The 13,789-nt window shown below is 68.4% G+C and carries 10 protein-coding genes; 7 read left to right on the top strand and 3 right to left on the bottom strand.

Annotated features, from left to right (window positions below):
* Positions 1 to 106 precede the first annotated feature (106 nt).
* From metH to SH922_RS07350, 3 genes are all read left to right on the top strand, one after another.
* Positions 107 to 3,619 (top strand): methionine synthase, encoded by a 3,513-nt coding sequence (gene metH, locus SH922_RS07360; RefSeq protein WP_393056145.1) that lies wholly within the window; start codon positions 107 to 109, stop codon positions 3,617 to 3,619.
* A 119-nt stretch (positions 3,620 to 3,738) separates the two neighbouring features.
* Positions 3,739 to 4,440, top strand: coding sequence for an HAD family hydrolase (locus tag SH922_RS07355; protein ID WP_393056143.1), 702 nt, complete (start codon positions 3,739 to 3,741; stop codon positions 4,438 to 4,440).
* A 361-nt stretch (positions 4,441 to 4,801) separates the two neighbouring features.
* The gene (locus tag SH922_RS07350; RefSeq protein ID WP_393056141.1) at positions 4,802 to 6,403 is read left to right on the top strand and encodes an ABC transporter substrate-binding protein; all 1,602 of its coding nucleotides are present in this window, start codon (positions 4,802 to 4,804) and stop codon (positions 6,401 to 6,403) included.
* A gap of 41 nt (positions 6,404 to 6,444) precedes the next feature.
* On the opposite strand, the gene SH922_RS07345 is transcribed toward SH922_RS07350, so the two are convergent.
* Entirely contained in the window at positions 6,445 to 7,116 is a 672-nt protein-coding gene (locus tag SH922_RS07345; RefSeq protein ID WP_393056139.1) for a response regulator, read from the bottom strand.
* Positions 7,117 to 7,125: 9 nt separating this feature from the next.
* Positions 7,126 to 7,971 (bottom strand): RecB family exonuclease, encoded by an 846-nt coding sequence (locus tag SH922_RS07340; RefSeq protein ID WP_393063482.1) that lies wholly within the window; start codon positions 7,969 to 7,971, stop codon positions 7,126 to 7,128.
* Between the two features lie 172 nt (positions 7,972 to 8,143).
* Here SH922_RS07340 and SH922_RS07335 point away from each other — a divergent pair, with 172 nt between their 5' ends.
* The 3 genes from SH922_RS07335 (at position 8,144) to SH922_RS07325 (ending at position 11,230) form a co-directional block, all read left to right on the top strand.
* Complete coding sequence (locus SH922_RS07335) at positions 8,144 to 9,394, top strand: site-2 protease family protein (RefSeq protein WP_393056137.1); 1,251 nt, start codon at positions 8,144 to 8,146, stop codon at positions 9,392 to 9,394.
* Positions 9,395 to 9,467: 73 nt separating this feature from the next.
* The gene (locus SH922_RS07330) at positions 9,468 to 10,373 is read left to right on the top strand and encodes a tRNA (adenine-N1)-methyltransferase (RefSeq protein WP_393056135.1); all 906 of its coding nucleotides are present in this window, start codon (positions 9,468 to 9,470) and stop codon (positions 10,371 to 10,373) included.
* A 266-nt stretch (positions 10,374 to 10,639) separates the two neighbouring features.
* The gene (locus tag SH922_RS07325) at positions 10,640 to 11,230 is read left to right on the top strand and encodes a hypothetical protein (RefSeq protein ID WP_393056133.1); all 591 of its coding nucleotides are present in this window, start codon (positions 10,640 to 10,642) and stop codon (positions 11,228 to 11,230) included.
* Positions 11,231 to 11,269: 39 nt separating this feature from the next.
* On the opposite strand, the gene SH922_RS07320 is transcribed toward SH922_RS07325, so the two are convergent.
* On the bottom strand, positions 11,270 to 11,581 hold the full coding sequence (locus SH922_RS07320; protein WP_393056131.1) for a ferredoxin: 312 nt from the start codon (positions 11,579 to 11,581) through the stop codon (positions 11,270 to 11,272).
* Between the two features lie 241 nt (positions 11,582 to 11,822).
* On the opposite strand from SH922_RS07320, the gene arc reads away from it, so the two are divergent.
* Positions 11,823 to 13,589 carry a proteasome ATPase gene (gene arc, locus SH922_RS07315; protein WP_393056129.1) on the top strand — a complete coding sequence of 589 codons (1,767 nt, stop codon included), beginning with the start codon at positions 11,823 to 11,825 and terminating at the stop codon, positions 13,587 to 13,589.
* Positions 13,590 to 13,789 lie beyond the last annotated feature (200 nt).

The raw sequence follows: 13,789 nt of genomic DNA, 5'->3' as shown, positions 1-13,789 counted from the left end.
CGTGGGACAGAGTGACGGCCCGGGACGCCACCCGGCTACCCTGGCCAGGTGCGCCTTCCGCCGAAGACGCAAAGCCGACAGCCGTCGCATCCCAGGGAGTACATCCATGGCCTCGTCGCCGACCCCTTCCGCCGACAGCCGGAACCGAGCCGCAGCCCTCCGTGAGGCGCTCGCCACCCGAGTCGTGGTGGCCGACGGTGCCATGGGCACCATGCTCCAGGCACAGGACCCCACGCTTGAGGACTTCGAGAACCTCGAAGGCTGCAACGAGATCCTGAACCTCACGCGCCCCGACATCGTGCGCTCGGTGCACGAGGAGTACTTCGCCGTCGGCGTGGACTGCGTCGAGACGAACACCTTCGGCGCGAACCACTCGGCAGCGAACGAGTACGAGATCGCTGACCGGATCTTCGAGCTGTCCGAGGCGGGCGCCCGCATCGCCCGCGAGGTCGCCGACGAGTTCGGAGCGAAGGACGGCCGCCAGCGCTGGGTCCTCGGCTCGGTGGGCCCCGGCACCAAGCTGCCGTCGCTCGGCCACATCGCGTACGACGTGCTGCGGGACGGCTACCAGCAGAACGCCGAGGGCCTGCTCGCCGGCGGCGCGGACGCCCTGATCGTGGAGACCACGCAGGACCTGCTGCAGACCAAGTCCAGCCTCATCGGCGCGCGCCGGGCGATGGACGCCCTGGGCATCGACGTGCCGCTGATCTGCTCGCTCGCCTTCGAGACGACCGGCGTCATGCTGCTCGGCTCCGAGATCGGCGCCGCGCTGACCGCCCTGGAGCCGCTGGGCATCGACCTGATCGGGCTGAACTGCTCGACGGGCCCGGCCGAGATGAGCGAGCACCTGCGCTATCTGGCCCGGCACTCGCGTACACCGCTGATGTGCATGCCGAACGCGGGTCTGCCCGTGCTGACCAAGGACGGCGCGCACTTCCCGCTCGGCCCCGAGGGGCTGGCGGACGCGCAGGAAGCCTTCGTGACCGACTACGGCCTGTCCCTGATCGGCGGCTGCTGCGGTACGACGCCCGAGCATCTGCGCCAGGTCGTCGACCGGGCCCGCGACCTCACCCCCGCTGTCCGCGACCCGCGCCCCGAGCCCGGAGCCGCCTCGCTCTACCAGACCGTGCCGTTCCGCCAGGACACCTCGTACCTCGCGATCGGTGAGCGTACGAACGCCAACGGGTCGAAGAAGTTCCGCGAGGCGATGCTGGAGGCGCGCTGGGACGACTGTGTGGAGATGGCCCGCGACCAGATCCGCGAGGGCGCGCACATGCTCGACCTGTGCGTCGACTACGTCGGACGCGACGGAGTCGCCGACATGAACGAGCTGGCCGGCCGTTTCGCCACCGCCTCCACCCTGCCGATCGTGCTGGACTCCACCGAACTGCCCGTGCTGCGTGCCGGGCTGGAGAAGCTCGGCGGGCGCGCGGTCCTGAACTCCGTGAACTACGAGGACGGTGACGGCCCCGAGTCGCGCTTCGTCAAGGTCACCCAGCTGGCCGCCGAGCACGGCGCCGCGCTGATCGCGCTGACCATCGACGAGGAGGGACAGGCCCGCACCGTCGAGCACAAGGTCGCCATCGCCGAGCGGCTGATCGAGGACCTGACCGGCAACTGGGGCATCCATGAGTCGGACATCCTCATCGACTGCCTCACCTTCACGATCTGTACGGGGCAGGAGGAGTCCCGCAAGGACGGCATCGCCACCATCGAGGCGATCCGCGAGCTGAAGAAGCGCCACCCCGACGTCCAGACGACGCTGGGCCTGTCGAACATCTCCTTCGGCCTGAACCCGGCGGCCCGCGTCGTCCTGAACTCCGTCTTCCTCGACGAGTGCGTCAAGGCCGGTCTCGACTCCGCGATCGTGCACGCGTCGAAGATCCTGCCGATCGCCCGGCTGGAGGAGGAGCAGGTCAAGGTCGCCCACGACCTGATCTACGACCGCCGCGCCGAAGGCTACGACCCGCTGCAGCGGCTCATGGAGCTCTTCGAGGGCGTCAACATGAAGTCGATGAAGGAGGGCAAGGCCGAGGAACTCCTCGCGCTGCCGCTCGACGAGCGCCTCCAGCGCCGGATCATCGACGGCGAGAAGAAGGGACTGGAGGCCGACCTCGACGAGGCCCTGCAGACCCGTCCCGCTCTCGACATCGTCAACGACACCCTGCTGGAAGGCATGAAGGTCGTCGGCGAGCTCTTCGGCTCCGGCCAGATGCAGCTGCCGTTCGTGCTCCAGTCCGCCGAGGTCATGAAGACCGCGGTGGCCTATCTGGAGCCGCACATGGAGAAGTCGGACGCCGAGGGCAAGGGCACCATCGTCCTGGCCACCGTCCGCGGTGACGTCCACGACATCGGCAAGAACCTCGTCGACATCATCCTGTCCAACAACGGCTACAACGTCGTCAACATCGGCATCAAGCAGCCCGTCTCCGCGATCCTGGAAGCCGCCGACGAGCACCGCGCCGACGTGATCGGGATGTCCGGTCTCCTGGTGAAGTCCACCGTGATCATGAAGGAGAACCTCCAGGAGCTGAACCAGCGCAAGCTGGCGGCCGACTACCCGGTCATCCTGGGCGGCGCGGCCCTCACCCGCGCCTACGTGGAGCAGGACCTGCACGAGATCTACGAGGGTGAGGTCCGTTACGCGCGGGACGCGTTCGAGGGCCTGCGGCTGATGGACGCGCTCATCGGGGTCAAGCGCGGTGTCCCGGGTGCCGTTCTCCCCGAGCTCAAGCAGCGCCGTGTGCCCAAGCGTGACACGGCCGTGCTGGAGGTCGAGGAGCCGGAGGAGGGCGTCCGCTCCGACGTCGCCGTCGACAACCCCGTCCCCACCCCGCCGTTCTGGGGAAGCCGGGTCGTCAAGGGCATCCAGCTCAAGGAGTACGCCTCCTGGCTCGACGAGGGCGCCCTCTTCAAGGGGCAGTGGGGCCTCAAGCAGGCCCGGGCCGGCGACGGACCGACGTACGAGGAACTGGTCGAGACCGAGGGTCGCCCGCACCTGCGCGGCTGGCTCGACAAGCTGCACACCGAGAACCTCCTCGAGGCCGCCGTCGTCTACGGCTACTACCCCTGCGTCTCCAAGGGCGACGACCTGATCCTGCTCCACGAGGACGGCTCGGAGCGCACCCGCTTCACCTTCCCGCGCCAGCGCCGAGGCCGCCGCCTGTGCCTCGCGGACTTCTTCCGCCCCGAGGAGTCCGGCGAGACCGACGTCATCGGCCTCCAGGTCGTCACCGTCGGCTCGAAGATCGGCGGCGAGACCGCCAAGCTCTTCGAAGCCAACTCCTACCGTGACTACCTGGAGCTGCACGGTCTGTCCGTCCAGCTCGCCGAGGCCCTGGCCGAGTACTGGCACGCCCGGGTCCGCTCCGAGCTCGGCTTCGCCGGCGACGACCCCGCCGACGTCGAGGACATGTTCGCGCTCAAGTACCGAGGCGCGCGCTTCTCCCTCGGCTACGGTGCGTGCCCGGACCTGGAGGACCGGGCGAAGATCGCCGACCTGCTCCAGCCGGAGCGGATCGGGGTCCACCTGTCGGAGGAGTTCCAGCTCCACCCCGAGCAGTCCACCGACGCCATCGTCATCCACCACCCCGAAGCCAAGTACTTCAACGCGCGGTAAGGCTCCGTTCGACGCGCGGTAGCAGCACGAGTCGTACACTGGTCGGTCCAGTGCAGGCCGGTCGCCCTCCCTCCGGGAAAGGTGGCCGGCCTTCTCGTCCCTCATGGAAGGTGTGCCGGATGACCAGTACGATCCCCGCGTCCCCGACCCGTACGGCCGAGGGTGCCGCCCTGCAGGCCGTCTTTCTCGACATGGACGGCACCCTGGTCGACACCGAGGGCTTCTGGTGGGACACCGAGGTGGAGGTGTTCGCCGATCTGGGGCACCGGCTGGACGAGGCGTGGAAGGACGTGGTCGTCGGCGGCCCGATGACCCGCAGCGCCGGTTACCTCATGGACGTCACCGGCGCGGATGTCACGCTCGACGAGCTGACCGTGCTGCTCAACGACCGCTTCGAGAAGCGCATCGCCCGCGGAGTGTCGCTGATGCCGGGCGCGGCAAGGCTGCTCGCCGAGCTGGCGAGACACGAGGTCCCCACCGCCCTCGTCTCCGCCTCGCACCGCCGGATCATCGACCGGGTCCTGGACTCGGTGGGCCATCACCACTTCGCGCTCACCGTCGCGGGCGACGAGGTCACCCGCACCAAGCCCCACCCGGAGCCCTACCTCACGGCCGCGAGCGGCTTCGGGGCCGACCCGGGGCTCTGTGCGGTCATCGAGGACACCGCGACCGGCGTGGCCGCCGCGGAGGCCGCGGGGTGCCGGGTGGTCGCCGTGCCGTCCGTGTCGCCGATCGCTCCGGCCGCCGGCCGAGTGGTCGTCGGTTCGCTCGAAGAAGTCGATCTCGCATTCCTCAGGGGCCTGGTCACCGGAATGCGGTGATCTGCATACCGAGAGTATTTCTGTGAATGAATGGAAAAGCTCTCACGCGAGGCTGTGCGTTTTATGTCGCACCCCGGTGTCGACAATGCGGGTGCATGTCAATCTGAAAAGGTGCCCGTCGCGTGACGTTCATCACTCATTCGATGATCGAGAAGCCCCTGGGATCTGCCGCGCCTCCCGTCGGGTGTACCCAAGTGTCCCGATTGGTGAATCCGTGTACGAATCATTCCGGGGGCAGGAAATCGGCTCGACGTTGACTTGCCCGTCTCTCTGAATACCTGGGGGCGGCACCGGTCAGGCAATACCGGCGGCGCCTACTAATGTCGTTTTCTCCATGACCGCATGAGGGAGAACGTCCACGATGAACCGCAAGACTCTGGTGCTGCCGGCCGTCGTCGGCCTGCTCGCCCCCGTACTCGCCGCCTGCGGCGTGTCGGACGGCGGGAGCGATGGCGACGGCGCCATCGTTGTCGGCACTACGGACCAGTTCGTCGCCTCGAAGGACGCCCCCGCACCTCTCGACCCCGCCATCGGCTACGAGGCCGGTGTCTGGAACGTACTGCGGCAGACGGTCCAGACCCTGATGCACATCCCGCGCAGCGGCGGCCAGCCGGAGCCCGAGGCGGCCGAGAGCTGCCTCTTCACCGACACGGCAAACGAGAGCTACCGCTGCAAGCTGCGCAGCGGCCTGACTTTCGCGGACGGCAGCCCGGTCACCGCCGAGGACGTCAAGTTCTCCATCGACCGCGTGATCCGGATCAAATCCACGAACGGTCCGGTGGCCCTGCTCAACAACATCGACACCGTCGAGACCACGGGTGACCGGGAGGTCGTATTCCACCTCCGGACTTCGGACGCGACCTTCCCGTACAAACTCGCGACACCGCCCGCCGGAATAGTCCAGCATGACAAATACCCGGCGACCACGCCGCGCAGCGGATTCCAGGTGGACGGATCGGGCCCCTACACCATGGAGCCGGAAGTGAAGAACGGCCGCGTGGAGAAGGTCGTCTTCACCAGGAACCCCCGCTACAAGGGGGATCTCAAGGTGTTGAACGAGAAGGTCGAACTGGATTCCTTCCCGGACGCCACCGCCATGGGCAAGGCGCTCGACGAGAAGAAGATCGACATGATGACGCGCACCATGGCGCCGAAGCAGGCCCAGCAGATGCTGGAGCACCCCAAGGACGGCATCAAGCTCACCGAGATGCCCGGACTCGCCATCCGGTACCTCGGCTTCGACACCGAGAATTCCGCCGTGAAGAAGAAGGCGGTCCGCCAGGCCATGGCCCAGATCATCGATCGCGGTGAGATCGCGAGCGAGGTGTACGGCACCACGGCCGAGCCGCTGTACTCACTGATCCCGTCCAGCATCACCGGACACACGAACTCGTTCTTCAACAAGTACGGCGAACCCAGTGCCGCCAAGGCCGCCACGATCCTGAAGCGCGCCGGGATCGACACCCCCGTGAAGTTCACCCTGAACTACACGAGCGACTACTACGGCGAGGCCACCGCCGACGAGTTCAGGACGCTGAAGCGGCAGCTCAACGGCACCGGGCTCTTCGACGTCACCGTCAAGGGCACCCCCTGGGCGAAGTACCGTCCCGCCGAGGTGCGCGGCGACTACGCCGTGTACGGCATGGGCTGGTTCCCCGACTTCCCGGACCCGGACAACTACACGGCGCCGTTCCTCGACAAGGACAACTTCCTCAACTCGCCCTACCGGTCGACCGCGGCCCAGAAGTCGCTCATCCCGGAATCCCGTCGCGAGGCCGACCGCAGCGTCGCCGCACAGACCTTCCAGCAGCTCCAGGACATCGTCGCGGAGGACGTCCCCGTCCTTCCCCTCTGGCAGGGCAAGCAGTACGTCGCCTCCCGCGAAGGCCTCACCGGTGTCGAATGGGCGGTCACCTCGTCAGCCGACATCCACCTCTGGGAACTCGGCAGCGGCACCAGCTGAACCGCCGGCACACCGCCCCGGCTCGCCCACCCCGCACAGGGTCACTGGGCGCCGGGGCGCACCAGTCCGCTCTCGTACGCGTACACAGCGGCCTGCACCCGGTCGCGCAGCCTCAGCTTCGTCAGTACATGACCCACATGCGTCTTGACCGTGGTCTCGCTGACGAACAGATCGGCGGCGATCTCCGCGTTCGACAGGCCGCGTGCCACCAGCTTCAGGACCTCGACCTCACGGTCCGTGAGCGTGTGCAGGGTGTCCGGCACCGGCTCCTCGCCGGACGGCAGATGGTCCGCGTACTTGTCGAGCAGCCGGCGCGTGATGCTGGGGGCCAGCATCGCCTCGCCGCCGGCGACCACCCGGATCGCCTGCACCAGCTCATTGGCCGGGGCGTCCTTCAGCAGGAAGCCGCTGGCGCCGGCGCGGAGCGCCTCCACCACGTACTCGTCGAGATCGAACGTGGTCAGCACCAGCACCTTCGCCGGGCCGTCCCGGCCCGGACCGGTGATCTGACGCGTCGCCTCGACTCCGTCCATCCGCGGCATCCGGATGTCCATCAGCACCACATCGGGCTGCAGCGCGCGCACCTGATCGAGCGCCTGGAGACCGTCACCGGCCTCACCCACCACCGCGAGATCGCCCTCCGCCTCCAGGATCATCCGGAAGCCGGTGCGCAGCAGCGGTTGGTCGTCGACCAGTAGGACGCGGATTGCCACGGGATCTCCTCAATGTCCTTCAAGGGCCTCAGGCCGGCCGGCCTCAGCCCGGACCGGGTCCATTCTGCCCTGGACATCCTGCGTCGATTCCGCCGGCCGCACCGACAGCGGATAGACCGGGGGAGTCCCGCCGAATTCGGGGCAGAGCGCCTGGTGGTCGCACCAGCCGCACAGCTTCGTCGGCCGCGGCCGCCACTCACCCGTCTCCGTGGCCAGCGAGATCGCGTCCCACAGCGCCAGCAGCTTGCGCTCCACGCGCTCCAGGTCCGCCACCACCGGGTCGTACGTCATCACGTCGCCGCTGCCGAGGTAGACCAGCTGGAGCCGGCGCGGCACCACACCCTTGAGCCGCCAGATCACCAGTGCGTAGAACTTCATCTGGAACAGCGCGCCCTCCGCGTACTCCGGACGCGGCGCCTTCCCCGTCTTGTAGTCCACGATCCGGACCTCGCCCGTCGGCGCCACGTCGATCCGGTCGATCACCCCGCGCAGCCGCAGCCCCGAATCCAGCTCGGTCTCGACGAACATCTCCCGCTCGGCCGGCTCCAGGCGCGTCGGATCCTCCAGCGAGAACCAGCGCTCCACGAGCCGCTCCGCCTCCGACAGCCAGCGCGACAGCCGCTCGCCCTCCGGATCCTCGGCGAACAGCTCCGACAGCTCCGGCTTCGACTCCAGCAGCCGGTCCCACTGGGCCGGGATCAGCGACGTGGCCCGGTCCGGCGTGCGCTCCGGGGCCGGATTGTCGAAGAGCCGCTCCAGCACCGCATGCACCAGCGTGCCCCGGGTAGCCGCCTCGCTGGGCTTCTGCGGCAGCTTGTCGATGACACGGAAGCGGTACAGCAGGGGGCACTGCATGAAATCGCTCGCCCGCGACGGCGAAAGGGACGAGGGCGGCTGGGGCGGCCGCGGTACTGAGGTCATGACGAAGACCCTACGACCCGCCACTGACACCAATCGGCATACCATCGACCACAGACCCTCGAACACTGCATGATCGTGCCGAAACGGCACCGACCGAAGGGACCTCGTGGACGAGAGCGGCAACAGCGGGCGGCCGCAGCCCGGCGCAGGGGGCAAGCCCCCCGGCGACGGCCCCGACAAGGGCACACCGGGACGCGGGGAAGAGCCGGGAGGCGGCATCCTCATGGGCCGCCCCTTCGGAGTGCCGGTCTACGTAGCACCCAGCTGGTTCGTCGTGGCAGCCCTGATCACCTGGGTCTTCGGCGGCCAGCTCGACCGCGTGCTGCCCGAGCTGGGTGCGGTGCGCTACCTGGTCGCCCTCTTCTTCGCGATCGCGTTCTACGCCTCCGTGCTCGTCCACGAACTCGCGCACACGGTCGTCGCCCTGCGCTACAAGCTCCCGGTCCGCCGCATCCAGCTCCAGTTCTTCGGCGGCGTCTCCGAGATCGAGAAGGAATCCGAGACCCCGGGCCGCGAATTCGTCCTCGCCTTCGTCGGCCCGCTGCTCTCCCTCGTCCTCGCGGGCGTCTTCTACGTACCGATGAAGTTCGTCGAAGCCGGCACCGTGCCCGGCGTGCTGCTCGGCGGACTGATGATCTCCAACCTCATCGTCGCCGCGTTCAACCTCCTGCCCGGCCTCCCGCTCGACGGCGGCCGGATGCTCCGCGCCGTCGTGTGGAAGATCACCGGCCGCCCGATGAGCGGCACCGTCGCCGCCGCCTGGGTCGGCCGCGCCCTCGCCGTCGTCACCCTCATCGGCCTGCCCCTCCTCACCCACACCGGGGCCCTCGGGACCAGCGACCGCGACATCAGCGGCATGGACACCGTCACCGACGCCCTGCTTGCCGCGATCCTCGCCGCCATCATCTGGACCGGTGCGGGCAACAGCCTGCGCATGGCCCGGCTCCGCGAACACCTCCCCGACCTGCAGGCCCGCACCCTCACCCGGCGAGCCGTCCCGGTCGAGGCCGACACCCCGCTCTCCGAGGCCCTGCGCCGGGCCAACGAGGCAGGCGCCCGCGCCCTCGTCGTCGTCGACGGGACCGGCGAACCCACGGCCGTCGTCCGGGAAACCGCCATCGTCGCGGTCCCCGAACACCGTCGCCCCTGGGTCGCCGTCAGCGGTCTCGCCCAGGACCTCACCGACGGCATGAAGGTCTCCGCCGAACTCGCCGGTGAGGCCCTCCTGGACCGTCTCAAGGCCAGCCCCGCCACCGAGTACCTCGTCGTCGAGGACACCGGTGAGATCTACGGAGTGCTGTCCACCGCCGATGTCGAGCGTGCGTTCGTCGCCGCCATGGCCCGCCCCGCCGCCTGAGAGGTCACCCGAGCCCGTCTGCCGCGCCCGGGCGGGCGGTCGGAGCCCCCGGAAACACCGGTACGCTGGTCACATGTCTGAACCGACCGGTGCCGCCCGCCGACGCGGGCCCTTCAAGGTCGGGGACCAGGTCCAGCTCACGGATCCCAAGGGACGCCACTACACCTTCACGCTCGAAGCCGGAAAGAACTTCCACACCCACAAGGGTTCTTTCTCGCACGACGAGCTGATCGGTGCTCCCGAGGGCAGTGTTGTCCGTACCACGGGAAACGTCGTCTACCTGGCGCTGCGCCCCCTGCTCCCCGACTACGTCCTGTCCATGCCCCGCGGCGCCGCCGTGGTCTACCCCAAGGACGCGGGTCAGATCCTGGCCTTCGGCGACATCTTCCCCGGCGCCCGCGTCGTGGAAGCCGGAGTCGGATCCGGCGCACTCTCCACGTTCCTGCTCCGTGCCATCGGCGAGCAGGGCATGCTGCACTCCTACGAGCGCCGCGAGGACTTCGCCGAGATCGCCCAGCAGAACGTCGAGCGCTACTTCGGCAGCCCGCATCCCGCTTGGCAGCTCACCGTCGGCGACCTCCAGGACAACCTCACGGAAACCGACGTGGACCGCGTCGTCCTGGACATGCTCGCGCCCTGGGAGTGCCTGGACGTCGTCTCCAAGGCCCTGGTCCCCGGCGGCATCCTCTGCGCGTACGTCGCGACCACCACCCAGCTCTCGCGGACGGTCGAGTCCATCCGTGAGATCGGCTGCTTCGCCGAACCGCAGCCCTGGGAATCGATGATCCGGAACTGGCACGTCGAGGGTCTCGCCGTCCGCCCGGACCACCGCATGATCGGCCACACCGGATTCCTCGTCACCGCCCGCCGGCTGGCCGACGGAGTCCAGGCCCCGCCGCGCCGCCGCCGTCCCTCCAAGGGCGCCTACGGCGAGGACTACACCGGCCCGGGCAGCCAGAGCGGCTCCGCCCGCGACTGAACCAGGGGCGCAGCCTCCGGCACGCGCCCCGGCATGCCGGCGCCGCCGCCGAGTTCCCGGACCGACCCGGGAACTCGGCGGCGGCGCCTTTGCGTTGCCCGAGAGCGGGGGACGGACGGGGAACGGTTTCGGTGGCGACCCCACCGTTCCACTGCCGTGTGAGGTGTGGCACGATGCTGGCCACCCCCACCCCGCCGCCGACGTCCCGCCGAGGGCACCGCCATTTCCGGCATTCCGCACCACAGGAACCACAGGAGACATCCCGCGTGCAGACCTCCGCGCTCCCGGACCTCGCGCACACCGGCACCAAGCCGATGCACTGGCTCGCCACCGCGGCAGCCATGGCCGCCGTCGTCGCGGCAGCCGGTCTGCTCCAGCCCGACGCGACCGCCTCGGCCTCCACCGCCACGCACCGCACCGCGGCGCAGCACGGTGCGGCGCCCGTTGCCGCCCCCGACCCGGACCGTGCGGATTTCCACCTGGAATGCGCCGGGGCAGGCCACACCGTGGCCAAGGAGGCCCCCGGTGACCTGGACGGCGACGGCCGTCCGGAAACCGTCGCGGTGGTCCACTGCGCGGCCGGATCGGGCACTCCGCCCAGCGGCGTCTACGTCCTCACACAGGGAAGCGGGGCCGCACCACGCATCGTCGCGACCCTGGTGGATCCCGTCCAGAAGGTCAGCGTCGGCGACTTCGCGGTGCGTGACGGCGTCGTCTCCGCGACGCTGCTCGGCTACTCATCGCCCTCGGTTCCCTCCTGCTGCCCCGACGAGCAGGAGAAGGTCACCTGGCAGTGGCAGAACGGTGCCTTCGTGCGGAGCAGCCAGTCGGAGGACCCCGCCGGCGCCGGCGTCTGACTGTCGCCCGGCGTGTCCCCGTTCCGTCCGGGACCGCGGTCAGGCGGCCTCGGGGCCGAAGACCTCGACCCTGTCCGAAACGCGCCGTACGTGGATGCAGTCGCCCGGGCACTCCTTGGCCGAGTCGACCACGTCCTGAAGGATCGGCAGCGGGACGGGCGTGGTCGCGCCCTTGTCCTGGAGCAGCTCGTCCTGATCGCTCTTCACATACGCGAGACCGTCGATGTCCAGCTCGAAGACCTCCGGGGCGTACTGCACGCAGATGCCGTCCCCCGTGCAGAGGTCCTGGTCGATCCAGACCTCCAGGTCCTGCGTCTCGCCATCGGTGGGAGCGTCCTGCTGCACGGTCATTTCTCCTGCCGTTTCCTGCGTGTCCGAACCAAAAAAAGCCAGCCCTGGCGGGTGTTGAACAGTTCGACGATACAACCGGCCGCTTTCCGATGTTGAAGGGTGGGTATTCCCCTGACACGAGGGAGAGCGCAAGGGTGAAGATCGGACACACCTCAGAGTCTTTGTGATCTAGGGGTTTCAATCATCACCCACCCAGGTAGGGTCAGGAAGCGTCCAGCTCCCCTTGGAGGAGGTGAGGACCGTGGCAGCCCACGACGACGACATCAACCGCGGCATCCGGCCCGGGCGGGGGTCCGATGACCCAGCCGGCCAGGTCGCCTATCTCGAGCAGGAAATCGCCGTCCTGCGACGTAAGCTCGCCGACTCTCCGCGGCATACGAGGATTCTCGAAGAGCGGATCGTCGAGTTCCAGACCAACCTTGCAGGCGTGTCCGCACAGAACGAGCGGCTCGCTGCCACACTCCGTGAGGCCCGAGACCAGATCGTGGCCCTCAAGGAAGAGGTCGACCGGCTCGCACAGCCACCGGCCGGCTTCGGTGTGTTCCTGCAGGCCAACGAGGACGGCACCTGCGACATCTTCACCGGGGGCCGCAAGCTCCGGGTGAACGTCAGCCCCAGCGTCGAGCTCGGGGACCTCCGGCGCGGCCAGGAGGTCATGCTCAACGAAGCGCTCAACGTGGTCGAGGCCATGGAATTCGAGCGGGCCGGGGACATCGTCACCCTCAAGGAGATCCTCGAGGACGGCGAACGCGCCCTGGTGGTCGGGCACACCGACGAGGAACGGGTGGTGCGGCTCGCCGAGCCGTTGCTGGACATCACCATCCGCCCCGGCGACGCCCTGCTGCTCGAACCCAGGTCCGGCTACGTCTACGAAGTCGTCCCCAAGAGCGAGGTCGAAGAGCTCGTCCTCGAAGAAGTCCCGGACATCGACTACAACAAGATCGGTGGACTGGGCGACCAGATCGAGCTCATCCGGGACGCGGTCGAGCTCCCCTACCTTCACCCGGACCTCTTCAAGGAGCACGAACTGCGGCCGCCGAAGGGCATCCTGCTCTACGGTCCGCCCGGCTGCGGCAAGACACTCATCGCCAAGGCCGTCGCCAACTCCCTTGCCAAGAAGGTCGCCGAAGTCACCGGCCAGCCGGCCGGGAAGAGCTACTTCCTCAACATCAAGGGTCCGGAGCTCCTCAACAAGTACGTCGGCGAGACCGAGCGGCACATCCGCCTGGTCTTCCAGCGTGCCCGTGAGAAGGCCAGTGAGGGCACCCCCGTCATCGTCTTCTTCGACGAGATGGAGTCCCTCTTCCGTACCCGGGGATCGGGCGTCAGCTCGGACGTGGAGAACACCATCGTCCCCCAGCTGCTCGCCGAGATCGACGGCGTCGAGGGCCTGGAGAACGTCATCGTCATCGGCGCCTCCAACCGCGAGGACATGATCGACCCCGCGATCCTGCGACCCGGCCGACTCGATGTGAAGATCAAGATCGAGCGTCCGGACGCAGAGGCCGCGAAGGACATCTTCGCGAAGTACCTCACGCCCTCGCTGCCCCTGCACGCGGACGATCTGGCCGAGCACACCGGCTCCAAGGAGGCCGCGGCTCACGCCATGATCCAGTCGGTCGTCGAGCGGATGTACACCGAGTCCGAGGAGAACCGCTTCCTCGAGGTCACGTACGCCAACGGCGACAAGGAAGTCCTCTACTTCAAGGACTTCAACTCCGGCGCGATGATCCAGAACATCGTCGACCGGGCCAAGAAGATGGCCATCAAGGCATTCCTCGAGCAGGGCCAGAAGGGCCTGCGCGTCTCCCACCTCCTCCAGGCATGCGTGGACGAGTTCAAGGAGAACGAGGACCTGCCGAACACCACCAACCCGGACGACTGGGCCAGGATCTCCGGCAAGAAGGGTGAGCGGATCGTCTTCATCCGCACACTCGTCACCGGAAAGCAGGGCGCGGACACCGGTCGATCCATCGACACGGTGGCGAATACCGGGCAGTACCTCTAGAACGCAGACCGGCTGCGGATGCCCGGCGGGGCATCCGCAGCCGGTTGCTTTCCGGACAGCTCCCACGACACCGCAGTAATGACGTAATTGATCTCCCCACCGGCACAGAGGCGCTCTAGGCTCTGGCATACCGCCCGGTCGCGCAGTGCGGGAACGGGCGAACCGCGCACGCACCGGAAAAGCAGCGGTACTTGAGCGCC

Source organism: Streptomyces sp. LN549 (assembly GCF_043203805.1).
Taxonomy (GTDB): domain Bacteria; phylum Actinomycetota; class Actinomycetes; order Streptomycetales; family Streptomycetaceae; genus Streptomyces.
This window is presented reverse-complemented; position numbering and strand designations above follow the sequence as displayed.